The sequence below is a fragment of the Runella rosea genome, assembly GCF_003325355.1.
Lineage (GTDB): Bacteria > Bacteroidota > Bacteroidia > Cytophagales > Spirosomataceae > Runella > Runella rosea.
In genome coordinates this window covers 4,625,046-4,646,719 of sequence record NZ_CP030850.1, presented here as the reverse complement: position 1 = coordinate 4,646,719, position 21,674 = coordinate 4,625,046, and the positions used below count along the sequence as shown (strand labels likewise).

Sequence of the window (21,674 nt, the reverse complement as noted above, 5' to 3'; positions counted from 1 at the left end):
CGACTTCTGCTGCTTCAATTTTGTAGGGCGCATCAGTCATTTATCGTCGCATTGGATAAAACTCACCGTACAAAACGCTAACGCGCTAACAAAACAGTCCCCGTTTTGACGAAGTTAGCGCCCAACGAGTCGGTTATTTCAATCCGAAATACGTACGTTCCCTCCACGGCAGGCTGCCCGTTGATAGTGCCATCCCAGCCTTCGAGTGCGTTGCTGGTTTCAAAAAGAACCTGTCCCCAGCGGTTATACACAATCATCCGCGACTTATCCACAAATTGACCTTTAGGGGCAAAAATATCATTGACATTGTCGCCGTTGGGAGAAAAAGCATCTGGAATAAACAACAGTGCATTCTTCTTGAATACGTAATAGTTGGAGTAACTGTTGCCGCCGCCGCCCTGCGCAAACCCTAAAATCCGGTACCGAAACAGCTGCTGGTCAGAAACATTAGGCGAATAGCTGGTATTGACCCCCACTGGAACTTGGTCGTATGGATTTCCCTGCTCGTCCAGAATCTCCAGTTGATACCGATTGACAGGTACCAAAAACGGCGTTTCTGGCGTCCAATCGACCGTTGAACCTGATTTGGAAGATAAATAAATAGAACAAAGAGGCTCGGAAGGCTGCGAGCGGTTTCCGCAGGAATTCTCGTACGCAATCCTGTAACAATAGGATTGCTGGTTGGAATTCACGGCATTATCAACGTACGAAAGTGCATTGTCCAACGACGCTATTTCTTTAAAGTCTCCGCTACCGTTTTCTGTACGGAAGAAAATCGTTTTGAACTTAGCGGGGGTCGCTCCCGAAGCGGGAGGGGTAGCAAAAATGTTTATTTTCCCTTCATCCTCTACCGTAACAAACGCATTTTGAACCACCGACGGAAACTCCGTAGAGATGGCCTTTACACATACCGAAGGTGAAACCGACTCAGCTCCGCCCGCTAATCGGACCGTTACCTGATAACAATATTGCTCCCCGCAGGTCACATTGGCATCGGTTTGGGTAGTATTAGTACGCACACTTGCGCCGCCCAAACTTACCAGATTACGCGTAATACGATAACTCTGAAAATCGGCAGCGTTGGGATATTCTTTCCATGCAGCCACATTCTGGCGGTTTTCGGCTTTTACTTCTAAAGGCGTAGCACAAACCACATTGGAGGTTAAAGCCGCATTATTGGCACATCCATCGTTGGTATTCAGTCGAAAGCAGTACGTATCTTTCAGCGCATTTACGTCTTTGATTGTAATGGTTGCTGTGTCTCTTGTGAGGGTTATTTGTCCTGGAAGGCCCGTAAAAGTTCCGTTATTCTGACTTACCTGCACCGCTGTTGTCGTTCCTACCGGTGCTTTAATCAATACCGCTACTGAGCCGTCGTTGTTTAGAGTTACTTTACGAATTGAAGTGGTTGATAAGTCCGTACTGTTAAGAACAATAGGCGCAACAGAAATCGAACAACCTAATGATTGCCCCCCGAAGCTCCCCGTGACAAAAACCGTCGCTACATTAGTTGCTGAATTGTAGGAGTGCGTATATATTCCCGCTTTAGAAACATTTTCTTTGCCATCACCCCAATCAATGGTAAAACTTTCATAGCGTTTGGTGGTACTGTCATCGGCAATCGTGACTTGAATTTTTCGATTACTACAGGCTTTAGCCGTATAGTTTGGCGGAGGAAGTACTTCTACCGTTTTGCAGGTGATTGCACCAGCTCCGTTGCTGCCATATTGTAAAATTTTATAAGTTCCAGGTTTAGCATATTTAAAAGTCGTGGCTTTTGTAGTATCTCCACGTGCTATGCTTTGAGGAATGGTTCCACCCTTGTAATCATAAACATAGGTATAGTTTTCTCCTACTGTTTTTTCAACTTTTACTTCAAAAGGAGTACACCCCACAGAAGGCCCGACAATAGTAAAGCCCGACTGTGCAGCAGGTGTTGCACATAAATCGACCAGTTGTTGGGCATAAGACCTTACAAAAGACAGCGTCAACAAAGCAAGTAAAAGATAGATTCTCATAGATTTGGTTATTCTTCTTTCGTTCCGTTCAAAGAACGTATCTTTGCCCACAGTTGTTTTAACTGCACAACCATGCTCACAATGAATCAACTCAAGCGGGTAAGTAAGCATAAAACGTAATTTTTGACAAACTATTTTTTACTTGATACATGGATAGCAATAATAATACCAATTCCATACAACTTGATAGAATTGAAGATGCCATTGCCGATATTAGGGATGGAAAAATCATCATTGTAGTAGACGACGAAGATCGGGAAAATGAAGGGGACTTTGTCTGTGCTGCCGAAAAAATTACCCCTGAAATGGTGAATTTTATGGTCCGCGAAGGACGTGGGTTGATGTGCGCCCCACTCACCGTAGAGCGCTGCGAAGAATTGGGTCTTAAAATGATGGTGGGTGATAACACCTCCACCCACGAAACGCCGTTTACGGTTTCTGTCGACTTGCTCGGCTACGGTTGCACCACTGGCATCTCCGCTTCCGACCGCGCCAAAACCATTCAAGCGCTGGTGAATCCCGAAACAAAACCTGAAGAATTGGGCCGTCCGGGACATATTTTTCCGCTTCGGGCTATGCCAGGAGGGGTATTGCGCCGTACTGGTCACACCGAAGCCACCATTGACTTTGCCAGACTTGCAGGGTTAAAACCAGCAGGGGTGCTTATCGAAATCCTGAACGAAGACGGCACCATGGCACGTTTGCCTCAATTGCGCATTTTGGCCGACAAATTCGGAATGAAGTTGGTGTCTATCAAAGATTTGATTGCCTATCGTCTCCGCACGGAATCACTCATCAAACGCGAAATAGCGGTCGACATGCCCACCGAATGGGGCCATTTTGACATGATTGCTTACCGCCAGTTAAACACCGATGAACTCCACTTGGCATTAATCAAAGGTTCTTGGGAAAAAGACGAAACCGTGATGGTACGCGTCCATTCTTCCTGCGCCACGGGCGACATTTTCGGTTCATGCCGCTGCGATTGCGGCCCTCAACTCCACGCCGCCATGCAAATGGTCGAACGTGCTGGAAAAGGGGTGGTTTTGTACATGAATCAAGAAGGACGAGGTATTGGTTTAATCAACAAACTCAAAGCCTACAAATTACAAGAAAACGGTTTGGATACCGTGGAAGCCAATCTTGCATTAGGGTTCAAGATGGATGAACGCGACTACGGTGTAGGAGCGCAAATTTTGCGGGATTTGGGCCTGACCAAAATCAACCTCATTTCAAACAACCCCAAGAAGCGCGTTGGATTGATGGGGTACGGGCTCGAAATTGTGGACAATATTCAAATCGAAATGGCCGCTAATCCCCACAATGAGGATTATCTTCGGACCAAATACAACAAAATGGGGCACCGCCTGACGCAGTTCACGACCGTCAAAGAAGAATAATACCCTGTTTTTTTAAACCAAAAGCGCCTTACTTGCTCAGTAAGGCGCTTTTGGTTTATAATCCTTTTGGGCCTAAAACAACACCGCCCTAATCACCAGCGGGCTAGACGTTGGGTAGATGTTTTGAGTTCGGTCGCTTGGATTTACCAAGTTATTATAACTTAAATTATACAAAACAATCAAGTTAAACGCCCTAACAAATCTCCCTCCGATGGGGGTAGAATAAGAGGCTCCTACCATCGCTGAATTCAGCCAAGTTCTTCTATAAATTTGGGAGGTAAAATCAGGATATTCTACATTTAATGATTCATATTCAGCATTTAAATTAATGCTTTCAAATATATTGAACATCCCAAAAAAACGACCGCCGTAGTTATTTGAGTTAGTTTTAACCCTCGTATATGGATTTTTATAACTTGAATAAGTATAGCTAAGGCCTCCTCCCAAAGACAAACGTTCGGTTACTTGGTAGCCCGCTATTGGTGAAATTCCGATACTTGTAAAAGTACCAAACGATAACGGGCCGATACTACCGCCCAAACGAATTTTATCAAGTGCCGAAGGGGGGCGTTGAGGGTCTTCGCTTTTGCGAGGCGGCGCGTCTAGCACCTTGATAGGGCCTTCATTCTGACGAACGGGCGGCGGCGGGGCATCAGGATTAGCCGTACTTTGGGCCGTTGCCGAATAGGTCAACAACACACCAAATGCGAGTATTAAATAAGTCTTTCTCATGGTTGTTTTTCAAATAAATACGCTCTTTTACTATTACGTCAAAATCGAAAATTATGTTTCAAAACGAAGAATAAAGGTCGACTATTGCGTCGTAAGTTCCCGAAAAACCATCTCTAACGGCTTACCTTCGTTTTGCAAGTCTTTCAGGGAACGGTCGGCCACGACCTGCCCGCGGTTAATAATCACGACCCGGTCACAAATCGCTTCTACTTCCTGCATGATATGAGATGAAAACAAAACCGTTTTTTCTTTGCCCACGGTTTTAATCAAGTTGCGAATTTCCACCAATTGATTGGGATCCAAACCCGTTGTGGCTTCATCCAAAATCAATACAGGCGGATTATGAATCAACGCCTGCGCAAGTCCGACGCGTTGGCGATAGCCCTTGGACAGTTGGCCTATTTTTTTTCGTTGTTCAACCTCCAACCCACAGATTTCAATCATTTCACTCACCCGCTTCGTCAGGGTTTCGCCTTTTAAATGGTATAAAGCACCCACAAATCGCAAAAATTCCTTGATGTACATGTCGGTATAAAGCGGGTTGTGTTCGGGCAAATACCCAATACTCCGGCGTACATCCATAGAATGTTGCGCCACGTCAAAACCATTAACTTCCACCTGACCGCTCGTAGCCGATAAATAGCAGGTTGTGATTTTCATCGTCGTTGATTTTCCAGCCCCGTTTGGCCCCAAAAATCCGACGATTTCGCCGCGACTAACGTCAAAACTTACATCATTGACAGCCTTCTGACTGCCGTATACTTTGGTTAAATGTTGAATCCGAATGGACATGATTTTCTAGAATTGGGGCGAAAATACAAAATTCTCGCGTAGGGTCTTGTATCTTTGTCAGCAGGAAAAAATGCAGTTTGAATGTCCGAAGGATAATATCCTCTTTTTAAGGAGTTATACCGAGCGAATAACATTTAACGGAAAACGTTTTATGAGATTGTCTATACGTGTTGAGTTAGTACTGATTTTGTTGTTAGTGTTGGCAAAAAACGCCCTTTTTGCTCAGTTACCCACCATTGTCACCTCCAACGTAAGCGGAGGTACGGCCTGCGCGGGCGCTACCATACCCGTATCGTTTGTAACATCTAATCTGACCACGACCAATCGGCTGTTTATTGTCCAGCTTTCAAACGCTGCCGGCGTTTTTACCAACCTAACCTCCATAGGCACGGGTACCAGAAGCCCCATTCAAGTAACGCTCCCCGCAAGTACCTTAGGCGGAGACTATCGCCTGCGCGTGATTACAGACACAACGGGCGTGAGCTACACCCCCTCCGCGGTTTTTATGATGCTCAAACCACCCACCGCTTTTTTGAGCGGTGATACAAGTATCAACGTTGGTGGTACGGCCCAACTATCTATTGCATTTACAGGCAACGGCCCGTGGACGTATACCTTTACCAATACCAACACGGCAACTACCTCGCTCAACCCACTCAAAGGATTGGTACAACCCACGGTTTCAACCACCTACACGCTGCAATCCGTCACCAATATTTGTGGCCCCGGCACCGTATCTGGCAGCGCACGAGTCACGGTTTTTCCACGCATCACGACAGATTTCACCGCCACAAGTTTGTGCGCAGGTGCTGCCGTAACGGTTCCATTCACCGTTACGGGCACTTTTGCTAGCCCTGGAGTCACGTATACCGCTCAACTTTCTAACGCCGCAGGAAGTTTTCTCGCACCCATCACCCTCGGCTCAGGCACTGTCAGTCCTTTGAATGTAACCTTACCCACCAACTTGGCCGCAGGAAATTATCAGGTTCGCGTTATTGCGAGTTCGGTGGCTACGTATGTCAGCAGCAACGCATTTACGGTCAAACCCTTACCAACTGCAACCCTCAGTGGAACGACCGCTGTAGGTATAGGAGATACGACAAGTTTAAGCATTGCGTTTACGGGTGATGCACCTTGGACCTACCAACTTGCCTCTGGCCCCGCAACGACAACTTCCACTAACCCCACGAAACTCGTTGTTAATCCAACGGTAACCACCAACTACAGCTTGATGTCGGTCAGCAACGCTTGCGGGGCAGGAACGGTTTCAGGAACCGCTACCGTCACGGTAGTGCCTAAAATCAGCGTAGCAGATGTGGCTTTGGGCGGGGTTTGTGTCGGAACCAACATAAGCCTTCCTTTTTTGGTAACAGGTACATTCACCACCCCCGTTACGTATACCGTACAGCTTTCAGATGTAGCCGGAAGTTTTTCCACCCCGCGCGTTTTAGCTTCAGGAGCGGGTAGCCCCATCACCGTTAGCATTCCCACCAACGTTGTGGCAGGCACTGGATACCGTTTGCGCGTAGTGGCTAGTGCAGCTGCCTCGTCTATTAATAGCCCAGCCTTTACGATTCGGGCACGCCCTACTGCCATTTTGAGCGGAAGTTCAACCGTTAATTTCGGAGAAACAGCTTCCCTAACGCTCAATTTTACGGGAGAAAATCCCTGGACATTTACCCTTTCTGATGGCAGTACTGCCACCGCAACCAAAACCCCTTTTACGGTCAATATCATACCCACCCAAACCGCAACCTATGTGGTAAGCTCGGTACGAAACGTGTGTGGGGAAGGCACTACATCGGGCAGTGCACCCGTCACAGTCATTCCCCGTTTGTTGACTGAGAATCCAAGTACTGCCATCTGTTCGGGAAAAGACGTGGAAATCAAATTTACGGTTGGCGGCGTATTGTCGGGCACGACTGGTTTTCAGGTGCAACTTTCTGACAGCTTGGGCGCATTTACCAACCCGGTGCTGATAGGCACTGGTACCCAAAGCCCAATCATTGCTTCTATTCCTGCCACTACGCCCGTAGGTGGTAGCTATCGCATCAGGGTAGTTGCCACGGGAGGTTCGGCCATCACCTTAGTACCTACCAATGCTTTCTTTCTGGGGCGGCGTCCTGGAGCAGTTTTAAGCGGTGGTGGCACAACACCACTCAAGCCAGGAGAAGATGTTTTTTTGGTCATTCAGTTTAGCGGTGATGGCCCGTGGACGTACACTTTATCGGATAATACCACTGGCACCACCTCTATCAGCCCAGCGTTGCTGACGGTTGCTCCGCAATTGCCCACCACTTACACCCTCAAATCGGTGAGCAATACCTGCGGTACTGGGAATGTTTCGGGAAGTGCGTTTGCCAACGTGATTATCACCAGCATCGCCGACCTCATCAAAAGCGGAATCAATTTTTTTCCTAATCCTATAGCCAAACAACTAAATATCAGCATATCCAGTACTGCCACAACCGAATGGCAATTGGTGGATAATCAGGGAAGAATTTTAAAAAGCAATCGTTGGGAATCTCGCCCCACGTATGAAGAAACCGTGGATACCCATTCTTTTCCCCCTGGAGTTTATTTTATGAAGGTAAAAATAAACGACCGTTGGTTCAGCACAAAAATGGTGAAGGAATAGATAAATGAATCATACTATTGAGAGGTTAAAGGTTTTTGGACTCTTACTTTGAATTTAGCCACCTTAACCTTTAACCTCTCTAACACTTTCCTATGACTGGTGCTCTTTACGAAGCAAGTCATTGACAGTTTTTACGGGGTTGAACGTAATCAAAGGTACTTCTACAAATACCGTGTTCCAATCAGACATGGAGCCGTTCCACAATCCCGGCAACTCCTGCGCCTTGAGGTCTTTACCATCTTTTGATTTTTGGGTGATAAATCCCGTATTGATGTCTACGTATTTCATCAATTCAAATTTCTTGCCTTTATAGCCTCTTAACGAGCACACCAAATCGACAGGGTTGAAGTGCGTAGCCGTATCAAACAGGGCTTTTTGGGCTGCATCTGTCATGTCAATCTGCGCTGATTCAACCACTTGGAGCGACGTCGTTCCGTCGGGGTTGCTCGCCCAAAACGGCCCGCCGCCAGGTTCTCCTACGTTTTGAACCATACCACAAAGACGGAATGGACGATCCAGTTTTTGTTGGAAATAGGCTAATTTCTCCGCCGAAGAAGACGTTTCAAATCCTGCGGGAGGTAATGTAAACAAGGTTTTTTCAAAATAGTGGGTCAACTCTTCCAGCAGGGCATCGCTGGTTTCACCGCTTTCCATTCGCTTCTGAAAATCAAAACCTTGTTGACGGTAGTTCAGCAATAAAGCCCCCAGCACTTTCTTGTACGTAAAGGTGGTTTCTTTCAGACTATCAGGAACCACGTTGTCAATATTTTTGATAAAGACCACGTCACCGTCTTGCTCGTCGAGGTTGGCCAACAATGCTCCGTGTCCAGCAGGACGGAACAATAAACTGCCATCGGCATTGCGGAAAGGGGTATTATCTAAGTTGACCGAAATGGTATCTGTCGACGGTTTTTGTTCTGAGAAACTAATGTCATAAACCACCCCAAATTTATCTTCGTAAAGTGGTTTTACAGCATCAATCAAGGCTTCAAAACGGCTCCGGTGTTCTGGCGAAACGGTAAAATGAATGCGCACTTTGCCACCCGAATTTGCATAGTTTGTACCTTCAATCAAATGCTCTTCTACAGGCGTACGGGCCCCGTCGGGATAGGCATGAAATTTTAGGAGTCCTTTAGGTAAGTTGCCGTAATCCAGGCCCTTGCCCGTGAGCAGATAATCCGCAATCTTCCGAAATTCTCCCGCGGCCATATCGGCTTCAATGGCTCCGCCCTCCGTGGACATGATGGTTTGGAGGTCTTCAAAAAAGGCAAAATCGCGCAAGCGTTCGCTAAACTCAACGATGGATTTATCGCTTTTACCTTCATCCTTGAACGCAAACAACGCCTTAAACATACGCGTAGCGGCGCCCGAAGCGGGAACAAATTTCAACAAAGACACTTGGTCTGCCTGCGCGTCAAACGCCTTCACCAATGCCTCCAATTCGTTTTCTTCGACCCGTACAATTCCATCCCCTACGGTAGCGGCTTTGAGCACTTTGAGATACGGAAAACCGTTGACAAAGTGACTGATTTGCTGTTGGATAGTTTCGATTGGAATGCCCTGTTTGGCAATTTGCTGATAATCTTTTTCCGTAAACATAATTTTATAAAAGGGTTGAATAAAATCTTACACAATAAAGGGAATACAGGTCAAAAACCACTTGTAACTTGGGCTGAAAGTAAAAAATATTTCTCAAGTTGACGACCGCTTGATAAAAAAACCCTTCACAAATGATTTTCCGTCGTACCTTTGTGCAAAAAATCACCCATTATATGTCTACCCCATCTGAACATTCGAGAAACATCGTGATGGTTCCCTGCGCCATTTTCGAAAAAGATGGGCAATTGTTTGCCGCTCAACGCAGTAGCGCCATGTCGTTACCGCTCAAGTGGGAATTTCCCGGCGGAAAAGTGGATGAAGGCGAATCTGAAACCGAAGCCCTTCACCGAGAAATCATGGAAGAATTGAGCATCGAAATTGAAATCGGCCCCCGCCTCGCTCCTGCCTACAAAGAAGATCCAAGCCGTAATCGTATTATTTGTTTGGTGCCTTATATCTGTCGCATGACCAGCTCACCCGTCATTCTTACCGAACATGCGCAATACAAATGGGTACGCATCGACCAACTTTCAAAAGTAGACTGGGCTGATGCCGATTTGGAAGTAATTGATACTTATCTCAAATACAAAGAACAACGAGCGCTTTGCTGGAATAAATCAAAGGTTAGAGTTTAATCAGTTTTCTGACAATCGTTTGTTCGCCCAGCGCAATTCGCAACACGTAGGTTCCTGACTGTAATTCTACGACGTCTATCTCAAAACTGCTCCGCTGACTTTTTCTTACACTCCCCTCTTTCACTATTCTACCATCTACATTTACCAACTCCCATATCAGTGATTGGCTTTGAGGAGTATTCACCTCTACTTTCACTTTTGTTTGGGCAGGATTGGGGAATATTTTTATCCTATTTTCTTCTTCCTGCACGGTGCCCGTAATAATCACCTTCACCAACGCGCTTCCGCTCACTACCCCCGCGCCGCATACATTCGTGACTGATTTTAAGGTATAAACCGTGGGAACGGTCGGGGAAACCGCAACGGTAAATGGTGAAATATCGACGGTATTCGTTGAATTATCGGAAAGCGCATAAGTCCACGGCGGCGTACCTTCAAAGCGCAAGGTTAAAGAAGCCCGTTCTTCAAATTTAATGGCAGTATCACCGCTGATGGTGGCCGAAGCACGCTGACGTATGGCAAATGCCCCCGAAGGCGCAATGTTGGTGGCGGTATTATTCTCAGGAACGATTCGAATTCGATAGCCCATTCCAACGGTCGCCGAAAGTGGAATGGTGACTTTGATGGGACTTTGGCTGCCCGAACCGATAAGCGTTGGTGTAGAGAAATCACCATCTTTGTTTGACAATTGCGCTACGTAATTCACCACTGTTTCAAATTGCCCTACCTGCGCAAAAGACACATCCAACGTAGCTCCGTTGCACACAACCGCCGTAGCTGGTACACTTGTCTCGATACGCGGTACCACCGCTACCCGGGCATTACCAGTAGTAGAGCCATCACCGCAGGCATTTGTAAGGGCGGAAAAAGAATACACCGTGGTTTTCAACGGATTAACAGTCAGCAACAACGGATTGGCGGAGGTAGTACCGCCCGTATTGTCAGAAAGACGATAAGTCCACGGGGCTGAACCCGTAAAAGTCAGCGTGAGATTCGCAGTTTTGCCAGCGTCAATGGTTGCATCTCCCTTCAGCGTGGCGGTTGCTTTTTGGCGCAGGCTAAACGCCGCCGAAGGTGTGTAATCAAACCCCTGTGCGTTGGCAACGACCCTTATTTTATAGCCTTCTCCAGCCGAAAGATTTGCGGGAATGTTGACAGTAACTGATGTTCCACTGCCACTACCCAATGCAATGGGCTTCTCAAAGCCACCCATTGCATTCGACAGCTGCACGGTATAGGTCCATTTGGCGGCGTCGGTATCGGTAACCGAAAATGGCACCGTCAATTGCTCCCCGCTGCAAACAGTTTTAAGGGTTTCGGTCGTAATTTTGGGGCGGGGAAATACCTCGATTTTGAAACGGTCTTCCAAACACCCAAGACTATCGCGTACGATGATGGTCGTATCACCCAGAAGCAACAGTTCTTTGGTCGGTTTGCGACTGCCATCTGGCCAGAAATAGCTTCCTTTCCACGATGGCGCCAGTTTTACCACTTCACCATGTCGGGCTTTCAGCTCGGTAGTTTTATTCACATTTTTATAGATAGTAAATTGGTCATGAACAATTTGGTCTGAACCTAACCAATTAAATTCCAAACGGTTGTCTTCTACATCAATGTACGCTGACCCGCCAACCGTCGCATTTTTAAAAGGCATCGCGGGGTGAGGTATGCCATTGAAACCATTGTTTTGGCCCGAAGAACCAACGACCGCGTATATAACTCCTTCAGTAGAGGGGTTTTTGATATAGGCGCAGGAATTAGGCGATCCATCATATCGACCTGATGACATATTGACGACGTGCTTACTAGGATCAAATGTGCTCGAATGCTCGGTATGCCCCCGCATAGGTTTTGAACGTTCGTATAAATGACTATGCCCGCTCAAGACCAAATCAACCTTGTACCGCTCTAAAATAGGCGTAAGGTTTTTGTGCATTTGGACAAGCTCAATTTCGGCATCTGAGTCGTGCGAATTTTTAGTGTATGGAGGGTGGTGAAACATCACAATGGTCCAAGGCTGTTTGTTGGCGGCCAAATCTTTCTTCAACCAAGCTACTTGCGGGCCAAGCGTATCGTATAGTCGGTACTTTCCTTCTTCTATGCCATGGGAGTCCAAGCCCACAAAATGAACATTGGCGTAATCGAATGAATAATACATCTTGGTACCAGACGGCACCCCTCCAACTTCTCCATTTTGAGCGAAGGAAAAAACGTTGAAGAACGCAACTTCCCGCTTGTTTTGATCTCCCGAATAATACTCATGGTTGCCCGGAACAGCCCAAAGTACATTGTTTTTCAAAAAGTGATTTTGATAGATATTGAAAAAATTATTCTGGTATTCTTCTTCTGTTCCAGTACCGTAAGCGTTATCTCCCAGCAGTAACACCAAATCCGTAGTGCGGTTATTTTTTTTAATGAAGTTCATGTACGAATCACGAACACTCAGCTGATTGGGTGTACCGCTGCCCATATCGCCCATGGTCCAAATACGTATTTTTTGTTTGCTGCCAGCAGGGGCGGCGGTTTTGAAATAATAATCATTGCCACTTCCCTGCACACTGCTGGTTGTACCAACCGAATAGAAATAAACCGTATTAGGCTGTAAATCACCTAATTTCACTTCATGCTCGGTACTAACGGCTTCATCCACAGCGATGCGGGTTAGCTGATCGGCAGCAAGTCCAAAACTAACTTTACTATTGGCAGGAACATCGGTTCGCCACCGTATTACAATACTCGTAGGAGTCCCAAGTTGGAGATAAGGCCCGCGAACGATTTTTTGAGCCCAAATTTCTGTTGCCACCACGGTCACAAGACCTGCGATAAGGAAAGTTTTACACAACGAATACATCATAAAGTAGGATTGGCATGAAAGAGTAAACAAAAATGCACATTTTTTCACTAATTTGGTCTCCTAATTCTCAACCCTTTTTTTTCATGAAAACAATCAAAATGGCCTTTGGCCTTTACGTGCTGTTATTCCTCTGTATTTCAGCTTGCAAGACCTCGCCTGAACAAACCAAAGTGTTTACCCAAGCTGATTTCCCAGCACCTCCCAAAGCTCCTAAGAAACCGCAAATATTTACCAATCACGGCTACCAACGCTCCGACGATTATTTTTGGCTTAAAGACAAATCCAACCCAGAAACCATCGCTTATCTAAAGGCTGAAAATGCCTACGCCGACACCGTGATGGCCAGCACAAAAGGGTTGCAAAAAACGCTTTTTGAGGAAATGAAAGGGCGTATCAAAGAAGAAGACCAATCTGTACCGTCTCTTGACAACGGCTACTATTATTATTCTCGCCAAGAAAAAGGGAAACAATACAGCATCAATTGCCGCAAAAAAGGAAGTTTAGACGCTCCCGAAGAGGTTATTTTAGACCAAAACAAAATGGCGGAAGGAAAACCCGCTTTCATTTTTGGCGGTTTTGAAATAAGCGATGATAACAACATAATGGCGTACGTGAGTAACACCACTGGCTCGTATGCTGAGTATGAACTGAAATTTAAAGACCTCCGCACTGGGCAAGAATTGCCCGACAAAATAGCCCGCATGGCTGGCGGTATTACTTGGGCAGCAGACAACAAAACTGTTTTTTACAACGTACCCAACGCAGCATTACGCTCGCACCGCATTTATAAACACGTATTAGGCAACCCAAGCGACGCCTTAGTTTACGAAGAAAAAGACGAATTGTTTAACGCTTACGTGGGTCGTTCCAAAACGAAAAAAATGATTGCCATTTACGCCACGAGTTTTACAAGCTCCGAGGCCTACCTGCTCCCCGCCGACCGCCCCAACGATGAATTCAAGTCATTTTTGCCCCGTCAGAAAGACATACAGTATGGGATTGATGATTATCTTGACCGTTATTTCATCACTTGGAAAGACCCCAAAAACAAAAACCAAAAGGTATATGAAGCCCCAAAACAGGGTTATGAAGACCGCTCCAAATGGAAAGAAATCATCGCTCACGACCCAAAAGCTAAGATTGAAGGAATCGAAGTCTTTGAAAAATACATGGTCGTCACTAAACGGGTCAACGGATTATTAGAAATGAATGTGCGGGAAATCGCAAGCGGAGCTACCAAAACGGTCAATTTCCCCGAACCCGTCTACACGGCCTACTCCAACGGCACGCCCGAGTTTACTTCAACTAAGTTTCGCTATTCATACACGTCTCTCAACCGGCCAACCACCATTTATGATTATGACATGGTGACCAACCAAGCCACAAAACTCAAAGAGCGGGAAGTGCCGAGTGGTTTTAATGCCGACGATTACGAAGTAAAACGCCTCTGGGCCGTCGCCAAAGATGGGGTAAAAGTACCGTTGTCGATTGTATACAAAAAAGGGATGGAATTGAACGGGAGCAATCCTTGTCTGTTGTATTCGTACGGCTCGTATGGGTATTCAACCGACGCCAATTTTAACGCCAATGTGTTCAGTCTGGTAAATCGAGGCTTTGTCTATGCCATTGCCCACATACGCGGCGGCTCTGACTTAGGAGAACAATGGTACGAAGATGGAAAGTTGCAGAAGAAAATGAACACTTTCACTGATTTTATCGCCTGCGCCGAGCATCTAATCAAGGAAAAATATACCTCTTCCTCAAAACTCGCCATCAACGGAGGAAGTGCAGGGGGGCTTTTGATGGGAGCAGTCACCAATTTACGTCCTGATTTATTTAGAGTAGTAGTGGCCGAAGTTCCCTTTGTTGATGTCATAAACACCATGCTCGACAGCAGTTTGCCCCTCACTACGCAAGAATATGAGCAATGGGGAAACCCCAATGTCAAGAAAGACTACGACTACATGATGACGTATTCTCCTTACGATAACCTTAAAAAAGCCAATTATCCCGCAATTCTGGCCACTGGCGGTCTGAATGATTCTCAAGTAGGCTTTCATGAACCTACCAAGTGGGTTGCCAAACTCCGTGACCTCAAAACCGACAATAATATATTGTTGTTGAAAATCAACATGGATTCGGGCCACGGTGGCGCCACTGGACGGTTTGACTATTTGAAAGAAGAGGCTTTTAATTTTGCTTTTATTTTATCTCAAATGGGAATCTCAAACTAAAATATTGGTATATAAATGACGGAGGTAAACACTGATTCCAACCTCTCATATATACCAAAATCATATATTTCACCCATAAATTACCAACATTCATCCCCAAAAGTATTGACAAAAAAGCATAATTTCCGAATTTGTGAAGTAGATTATCTCTACTCAACGATTTGAATAAGTCTCCCCGGCAAAGACATTCTTCCTTTGTCGGGGTTTTATAAATTTTTCACCGCCCCGCATTTTATCCCACTATGAATCGTCTGCTGATTTGGGCTTGTATGAGTCTGTTTGCTAGAACATTATGGGCGCAAAGCGTCGCTGTTCCCGACAGCCTTTTACGCGCGCCTTATGATTCTCTAAAAATCCGTTCCTTAGCTAACCTATCCCAAAACTTTATTTTCAGTGGTCATTTCGACAAGGCAAGTGCTTATCTTCAGGCGGCGGTTAAAATGAACAAAACCGTACGTTCCAAATTTTGCGAAGCAGATATTATTTCTCACTACGGGCTTTTCTACCTGCACCAGCACGACACCCCCAAGGCCGTTGAGCATTATTTAAAAGCACACGAGCTTTTTGATCGTCATGCGTTCTACCGAGGTGCTTTTCTGAGTATTCATAAAGTAGGGTATGCCTATTTCAACGAACATGAGTTTAATCAAGCCGAAAAATATTACCAAAAAGCGCATCAGTACTACTTAGCTCATACGGCTCAACTCCCCAAGAATTTCTTAGCCTATGTTCTCGAAAGCTTTGCAGCGGTGGAAGGAAAGCGAAAAAACCATGCGAAAGCATTGGTTTTCAATGAACAAGCCTTGGAAATCTACAAACATGAAAACGACGAAGAAGCTTACTTTTCAGGAATGTACAATTATGCCCTTAAACTGGCGCATTTGAAACGCACCGATGAGGCCGCCGCCCGTTTTAGAGAGATAGCCCAGTATGCTAAAAAAGCAAAAGACAGTTATTTGGAAATGTACGTTCAGAAAGGCCTTTGCGAAGTGTACCTTACCATCAATAACCCCGATGAAGCCATCAAAGTGGCCAACTACGGCATCACGCTTTCCAAAAATCAGTCCGAACAAAAAGAGCATCAAAAAGACTTTCATCAATTTCTTTCACGAGCATACGAGCAGAAAAAAGATTTTGCTCAGGCACTCTCCTATTATCAAAGTGCCGTAGCGCTGAATGACAGTGTGCGGGACAACGAAAAAAAGAAAGCCATTGCCAAAATTGAAGCCGAATTTCAAACCAAGCAAGCGCGAGAAGCGGCCATGATTAACGCCCTCAACCAGCGAAAAATAGCCGAGACGCAACAACGGTTCCAAATAGAACAAGCCGAATATTTGGCCATGCTCAACGTCCAAAAAGAAAAACAATTGGCCTTCATTAAAGCGCAGTCGGAAGTTGAAAAAACCCGTTCGATTGCTGAAATCAGCACAAAGTATGCGACTGAACAAAAGGAAACGAAAATTCAGCAGTTAAACTCAGAAAATCAGAGTAAAACACGTCAAATGCAATGGCTCGCGGCCGGAGTGGGCGTATTGGCGCTGCTGTTGGGCGGGATGATTTTTCTTTACCAAAAAGTACAAAAACAAAATATTACGCTTGCCACTCAACGCAATCAGCTAACTACCCAAAACCAAACCATCAGCGAACAGTCCAATAAACTGGAATTGATGATGAAGGAACTCCACCACCGGGTCAAAAATAATCTGCAAATCGTGTCCAGTCTGCTCAATCTGCAAACCTACAACCTCGAAGACAAAAAAGCCGTACAGGCGATTCGTGAAGGGCAGCAACGCATCGAGGCCATGTCGCTTATCCATCAGCGGCTCTACCAAAAAGAACACCTCACCACGATAGACATGCAGGAATACCTGAGCAACCTTGTCGAAAGTATCATGAAAACGTACGGCCATACCCCTGAGGATTTTGACCTTACGCTAGATATTCAGGAGCGCGAACTAGACGTGGAACTAGCGATGCCCATCGGACTCATTGTCAATGAATTAGTAACAAATTCGTTCAAATATGCCTACCAAACAACCAATGCCCCGTCGTTGACGGTATCTTTAAAGAATGACAATGGAATTCTGCTGGATGTCCGCGACAATGGCCCTGGCATCGACCTTACCACGTGGGGAGGTCGCAAAGGTTCTTTCGGCAAAAAACTGATAAAATCGCTGTCGGAACAACTAGGTGGCGAAGCACAGGTTCAAAACGACAACGGCACTTGGTATCATCTTCATATTCCGAGTACACGCCTGAAAACAGCAGCTTAATCAAAAAATATGTATCGCCCTAGCTACTCCCTTTTGACTATTTAACCCACTATGCATTCCATCAAAATCCTAATTGTAGAAGATGAAGCCGTTGTTGGGCTTGATTTGGAGGCCCGCCTTGAAGCCGAAGGATACGACATCGTGAATGTGGTAAATAACGGTCCCAGGGCGATTGAAGTCTATAAATCCCAACAAGTTGATCTTATTTTGTGCGATATTAAGCTTATCGGCAACATGACGGGCATTGAAGCCGTTCAAGAAATGATTGCATTTCGGGAAGCTCCCGTCATTTACCTGACCGCCCAAGCCGACCGCTCCACCATTGAAGCCGCCATGAAGACCTATCCTTCGGCCTATATCACGAAGCCTTTTAATAACGAAAGTCTTAAAATAGCCATTGATTTAGCCATCAACAACTTTGCAGTACGCGCTCAAAATCAGCCGTTTCCCAAAGAAAAAGAAGAGACGATAAAACCATTACATCCAACCTCTAAACTCCCCGACCGCGAAACCATTCTACAAATCAATGACTACGTTTTTATCAAAGAGAATTATAAGTTTCAAAAAATACAGTTGACCGACATTCTATTTTTTGAAGCCGACAAAAACTACACGACCATTCATACCGAGTCCCGGAAAATTGCCCTGCGCCTCACCCTAAACACCGTTTTGGAACGGCTTTCCGCCACCAAATTTATAAGAGTGCACCGTTCGTACGCCGTCAATATTGACAAAATTGATTCTTTCGATGAGCACGACCTCAACATTGGCAAATTTCAAATTCCCATTGGCCGAAGCCATAAAGAAGACTTTATGAAGTATTTTCTATTTCGATAAATAAAAAAGGGATGATTTAACCGCCTGTCAACGCCGTCAAATCATCCCCTGATTTTTGTATTTTTGGCTGTTTAATTAGCCACTTCAATTTTTACTTTTAACAAAAATTCGTCGATTTCTATCTCGGTCGCGGAGCCGTTCAAATCAGCAACCAAATCCAACGAAACCGCCTGCACTTCCTGACAAATGTAGTCTTTGTTGGACGTAACGGCTTCGGCCAATTCGGGGCTGTTGTCTTGCACCGTAATTTTGATTTTATCGGTCACTTCAAAGCCGCTGTCTTTGCGCAAGTTTTGAATACGATTGACCACGTCGCGGGCCAAACCTTCGCGGCGCAACTCTTCCGTAATTGTCACATCAAGCGCCACCGTCAGGCTTCCCTGACTTGCCACCAACCAGCCTGGTACGTCTTCGGCAATGATTTCGACGTCGTCGCGGAGCAGCGAAAAATCCCCCGAAACAAGTACGCCTTCTTTTTCAATCACCGAAATATCGGCAGCGCTCAATCCGTTGATGATGGCCGCGACTTCCTTCATTTTAGGACCGTATTTGGGTCCTAATGCTTTGAAGTTAGGTTTGATTTTTTTCTTCAAAATCCCGCTGTCATCACTCACAAACTCAACGGCTTTCACGTTTACTTCCGACATAATGATGGGCGCAACGTGCTCAATTTGTTCGCGTATTTTTTCACTCAATACTGGAATTAATACTTTCGACAACGGCTGACGCACCTTAATTTTGTTGCCCTTGCGCAACGAGTGCACCAACGAGCAAATATCTTGCGCTAACTGCATCGACGCCTCCAAATCCTTGTCTACCCAATATTCATCGTAAGTATGCCAATCCGTAAAATGCACCGATTCATGCTTAAACGGTGTGTTTTTCTCAATGGATTCTTCGCGAACGTGGTCGGTCAAATTCCGATACAGCCATTCGCCAAAAAACGGTGCAATTGGCGACATCAACTGCGCCACCGCCGCCAAACAGTGTTGCAATGTTTCATAAGCGGCCCGCTTGTCGGTCGTCATTTCACCCTGCCAGAACCGCCGGCGGCACAAACGCACGTACCAGTTTGACAAATCATCGCACACAAAATCCTGAATCAGACGACCTGCTTTTGTGGGGTTATAATTATCAAACTGCTCGGTGACGTCTTTCACCAAGCTAAACACTTTTGAAATAATCCAGCGGTCAAGTTCTGATAATTGCTCTTTTGGCACCCGATTGAACTGCTCAATTTTATACCCATCTAAGTTGGCATAAAGCGCAAAGAAGTTGTAGGTGTTAAACAGTGTACCGAAAAATTTACGCTGCACTTCTACCACTCCGTCGATGTTGAATTTGAGGTTGTCCCAAGGCTCGGCATTGGTAATCATGTACCAGCGCGGCGCGTCAGGACCGTATTTATCAATGGTCTCAAACGGGTCAATACCATTGCCGAGGCGTTTCGACATTTTGTTGCCGTTTTTATCCAATACCAAGCCCGTAGAAACGACGTTTTTGAAAGCAACCGAATCAAACAAAAGCCCCGCGATGGCGTGTAGCGTAAAGAACCAACCACGCGTTTGGTCAACGCCTTCGCTGATAAAATCGGCAGGATATGAAGTAAGCGACTCATTGGCTGCCGTACCACCCATACTTTGGGGGTATTTATCCAAGTTCTCAAACGGAAAGTGGAACTGCGCGTAGGGCATCGCACCCGAATCAAACCATACATCAATGAGGTCAGTTTCGCGGGTCATTACTTTGCCCGCATCCGACACCAAAAAGATTTCATCCACGTAAGGACGGTGTAAATCAAAGGTTTCTGTTCCTTTTGACTGAAGGAATGACTCGTTTTTGGCCCGTTGTTCATCCGTCAAAACACTGCTTGCCAAGGCTTTTTCAAGCTCTAGTGTCAGTTCTTCAACGGAGCCAATACACTTTTCATCGCCTTCTTCATTACGCCAAATCGGCAAAGGAGTACCCCAATAGCGGCTACGGCTGAGGTTCCAATCCACGAGGTTTTCGAGCCAGTTACCGAAGCGCCCCGTTCCTGTACTTTCTGGATGCCAGTTGATGGTATTGTTCAACGCCACCAAACGGTCTTTCAGCGCGGTTGTTCTGATAAACCAGCTATCCATCGGATAGTACAACACGGGCTTATCCGTACGCCAGCAGTGTGGGTACGGGTGCTCGTATTTCTCGACTTTAAACGCCCGGTTTTCTTCTTTTAATTTTATCGCAATCAACACGTCAGTCGGCTTAAAATCAGGGTCTTCCTGCTCTTCGGCCGAGTAGTATTGCTCTTTTACAAATCGTCCGCCAAACTCCCCAATCTCGGGCACAAAACGCCCCTGCTTATCCACAATCGGCACTTCTTTGCCATTTTCATCGCGCACCATAATGCCCGGCACACCATTGGCTTTGGCCACTCTAAAGTCATCCGCTCCGAAGGTAGGTGCGGTATGCACCACGCCTGTTCCGTCTTCGGTGGTCACAAAATCGCCTAAAATAACGCGGAAAGCTTTGTCGGCATCTTCCAGCGGTTGCACATACGGGAGCAATTGTTCGTACTGAATCCCCTCCAAATGCTGGCCTTTGAACTCCATCACAATCGACCACGGAATCACCTTGTCGCCTTCTTTGTAGACTCCCAACTTGGCGTCCTTTCCTTTTTCAGAAAAATATTTTCCCACCAAATCTTTCGCCAAAATGACGTTGATGGGAAGGTGAGTGTATTGATTAAAAGTTGTAATCAACACATAATCAATGTCTTTCCCAACGGTCAGCGCCGAGTTGGCAGGAAGGGTCCACGGGGTGGTCGTCCACGCCAAAATGTAGATATCGTCGCTGTCGGCAGCATCAAACAAATAGCCCGATTTGCCCGTGAGTTTTATCTTAAACTGCGCGACGATGGTCGTATCTTTTACGTCTTTATAGGTGCCTGGCATGTTCAACTCGTGCGAGCTGAGTCCAGTTCCAGCCGCGGGCGAATACGGCTGAATCGTGTAGCCTTTGTACAGTAATCCTTTTTCGTAAAGCTGTTTCAGCAACCACCAGAGACTCTCGATGTAGTCATTTTTGTAGGTGACGTACGGGTCTTCCATGTCCACCCAATACCCCATCTTTTCGGTCATGGTCAGCCAACGGTCAGTAAAACGCATGACCGCCTCGCGGCATTTTTTATTGTAATCCTCGATGCTGATTTTGATTCCGATGTCGTCTTTCTTGATGCCCAGTTCTTTCTCAACCTGCAACTCAATGGGCAAGCCGTGCGTATCCCAGCCACCTTTGCGCTTTACCTGATAGCCGCGCAGGGTTTTGTACCGGCAAAACATATCCTTAATGGTACGCGCCATGACGTGGTGAATACCCGGAGTACCATTGGCCGACGGAGGACCTTCATAAAACGTAAATGAAGGCGCGCCTTCACGTACTTCTACTGACTTTTCGAAGATTCGATTTTCTTTCCAAAACTCAAGGATGTCTTTGCCCAGCTGTGCGTAGTCCAAGCCTTTATACTCTTTATAGTTCATCGGCATTTTTGATTATAAAAATGCCGTTAATCGTCATTTGTTAAACGTTGTGAGACCATTTTTTGGCCATCCTTCTTGTTCAACCATTAACCATTAACGACTTCAATTGACAAATTTCTGAAAACGGAGTGCAAAGTTATGAAT

12 protein-coding genes are annotated in these 21,674 nt (G+C 45.9%); 6 read left to right on the top strand and 6 right to left on the bottom strand.

Annotation, left to right across the window (positions count from 1 at the left end; genetic code table 11):
• Positions 1-77 precede the first annotated feature (77 nt).
• Positions 78-2,018, bottom strand: coding sequence for a T9SS type B sorting domain-containing protein (locus tag DR864_RS19315; RefSeq protein WP_162793964.1), 1,941 nt, complete (start codon positions 2,016-2,018; stop codon positions 78-80).
• Positions 2,019-2,167: 149 nt separating this feature from the next.
• Here DR864_RS19315 and DR864_RS19310 point away from each other — a divergent pair, with 149 nt between their 5' ends.
• Positions 2,168-3,418, top strand: coding sequence for a bifunctional 3,4-dihydroxy-2-butanone-4-phosphate synthase/GTP cyclohydrolase II (locus DR864_RS19310; protein WP_114068500.1), 1,251 nt, complete (start codon positions 2,168-2,170; stop codon positions 3,416-3,418).
• Positions 3,419-3,490: 72 nt separating this feature from the next.
• Here DR864_RS19310 and DR864_RS19305 read toward each other — a convergent pair whose 3' ends face one another.
• Together DR864_RS19305 and DR864_RS19300 are read right to left on the bottom strand one after the other, a co-directional pair.
• Positions 3,491-4,150 carry a hypothetical protein gene (locus DR864_RS19305; RefSeq protein ID WP_114068499.1) on the bottom strand — a complete coding sequence of 220 codons (660 nt, stop codon included), beginning with the start codon at positions 4,148-4,150 and terminating at the stop codon, positions 3,491-3,493.
• Between the two features lie 81 nt (positions 4,151-4,231).
• Positions 4,232-4,942: an ATP-binding cassette domain-containing protein gene (locus DR864_RS19300; RefSeq protein ID WP_114068498.1), complete on the bottom strand. Its 711-nt coding sequence runs from the start codon at positions 4,940-4,942 to the stop codon at positions 4,232-4,234.
• Positions 4,943-5,093: 151 nt separating this feature from the next.
• Between DR864_RS19300 and DR864_RS19295 the strand changes: the two genes are divergently transcribed.
• Positions 5,094-7,580, top strand: a complete 2,487-nt coding sequence (locus DR864_RS19295) for a T9SS type A sorting domain-containing protein (protein WP_162793962.1) — start codon at positions 5,094-5,096, stop codon at positions 7,578-7,580.
• A 90-nt stretch (positions 7,581-7,670) separates the two neighbouring features.
• On the opposite strand, the gene DR864_RS19290 is transcribed toward DR864_RS19295, so the two are convergent.
• On the bottom strand, positions 7,671-9,179 hold the full coding sequence (locus tag DR864_RS19290) for a DUF4301 family protein (RefSeq protein WP_114068496.1): 1,509 nt from the start codon (positions 9,177-9,179) through the stop codon (positions 7,671-7,673).
• A gap of 131 nt (positions 9,180-9,310) precedes the next feature.
• On the opposite strand from DR864_RS19290, the gene DR864_RS19285 reads away from it, so the two are divergent.
• Entirely contained in the window at positions 9,311-9,814 is a 504-nt protein-coding gene (locus DR864_RS19285; RefSeq protein WP_229599418.1) for a (deoxy)nucleoside triphosphate pyrophosphohydrolase, read from the top strand.
• On the opposite strand, the gene DR864_RS19280 is transcribed toward DR864_RS19285, so the two are convergent.
• Complete coding sequence (locus DR864_RS19280; RefSeq protein ID WP_114068495.1) at positions 9,804-12,668, bottom strand: metallophosphoesterase; 2,865 nt, start codon at positions 12,666-12,668, stop codon at positions 9,804-9,806. The two genes, DR864_RS19285 and DR864_RS19280, sit on opposite strands and share 11 nt — an antisense overlap.
• 83 nt (positions 12,669-12,751) lie before the next feature.
• Here DR864_RS19280 and DR864_RS19275 point away from each other — a divergent pair, with 83 nt between their 5' ends.
• The 3 genes from DR864_RS19275 to DR864_RS19265 all read left to right on the top strand — a co-directional run bounded on the left by DR864_RS19275 (position 12,752) and on the right by DR864_RS19265 (position 18,012).
• Complete coding sequence (locus DR864_RS19275) at positions 12,752-14,902, top strand: S9 family peptidase (RefSeq protein WP_114068494.1); 2,151 nt, start codon at positions 12,752-12,754, stop codon at positions 14,900-14,902.
• 242 nt (positions 14,903-15,144) lie between these two features.
• Positions 15,145-17,175 (top strand): tetratricopeptide repeat-containing sensor histidine kinase, encoded by a 2,031-nt coding sequence (locus DR864_RS19270; RefSeq protein WP_114068493.1) that lies wholly within the window; start codon positions 15,145-15,147, stop codon positions 17,173-17,175.
• Positions 17,176-17,226: 51 nt separating this feature from the next.
• Positions 17,227-18,012: a LytR/AlgR family response regulator transcription factor gene (locus tag DR864_RS19265; protein WP_114068492.1), complete on the top strand. Its 786-nt coding sequence runs from the start codon at positions 17,227-17,229 to the stop codon at positions 18,010-18,012.
• Between the two features lie 71 nt (positions 18,013-18,083).
• On the opposite strand, the gene ileS is transcribed toward DR864_RS19265, so the two are convergent.
• Positions 18,084-21,530 (bottom strand): isoleucine--tRNA ligase, encoded by a 3,447-nt coding sequence (gene ileS, locus DR864_RS19260; protein ID WP_205319136.1) that lies wholly within the window; start codon positions 21,528-21,530, stop codon positions 18,084-18,086.
• Positions 21,531-21,674: the final 144 nt, after the last annotated feature.

Excerpts from the sequence above, each read along its gene's own strand:
- DR864_RS19290 (WP_114068496.1), bottom strand. The coding sequence starts at position 9,179 with ATGTTTACGGAAAAAGATTATCAGCAAATTGCCAAACAGGGCATTCCA.
- DR864_RS19280 (WP_114068495.1), bottom strand. The coding sequence starts at position 12,668 with ATGATGTATTCGTTGTGTAAAACTTTCCTTATCGCAGGTCTTGTGACC.
- DR864_RS19315 (WP_162793964.1), bottom strand. The coding sequence starts at position 2,018 with ATGAGAATCTATCTTTTACTTGCTTTGTTGACGCTGTCTTTTGTAAGG.
- DR864_RS19300 (WP_114068498.1), bottom strand. The coding sequence starts at position 4,942 with ATGTCCATTCGGATTCAACATTTAACCAAAGTATACGGCAGTCAGAAG.
- DR864_RS19310 (WP_114068500.1), top strand. The coding sequence starts at position 2,168 with ATGGATAGCAATAATAATACCAATTCCATACAACTTGATAGAATTGAA.
- DR864_RS19270 (WP_114068493.1), top strand. The coding sequence starts at position 15,145 with ATGAATCGTCTGCTGATTTGGGCTTGTATGAGTCTGTTTGCTAGAACA.
- DR864_RS19295 (WP_162793962.1), top strand. The coding sequence starts at position 5,094 with ATGAGATTGTCTATACGTGTTGAGTTAGTACTGATTTTGTTGTTAGTG.
- ileS (WP_205319136.1), bottom strand. The coding sequence starts at position 21,530 with ATGAACTATAAAGAGTATAAAGGCTTGGACTACGCACAGCTGGGCAAA.
- DR864_RS19285 (WP_229599418.1), top strand. The coding sequence starts at position 9,311 with ATGATTTTCCGTCGTACCTTTGTGCAAAAAATCACCCATTATATGTCT.
- DR864_RS19305 (WP_114068499.1), bottom strand. The coding sequence starts at position 4,150 with ATGAGAAAGACTTATTTAATACTCGCATTTGGTGTGTTGTTGACCTAT.
- DR864_RS19265 (WP_114068492.1), top strand. The coding sequence starts at position 17,227 with ATGCATTCCATCAAAATCCTAATTGTAGAAGATGAAGCCGTTGTTGGG.
- DR864_RS19275 (WP_114068494.1), top strand. The coding sequence starts at position 12,752 with ATGAAAACAATCAAAATGGCCTTTGGCCTTTACGTGCTGTTATTCCTC.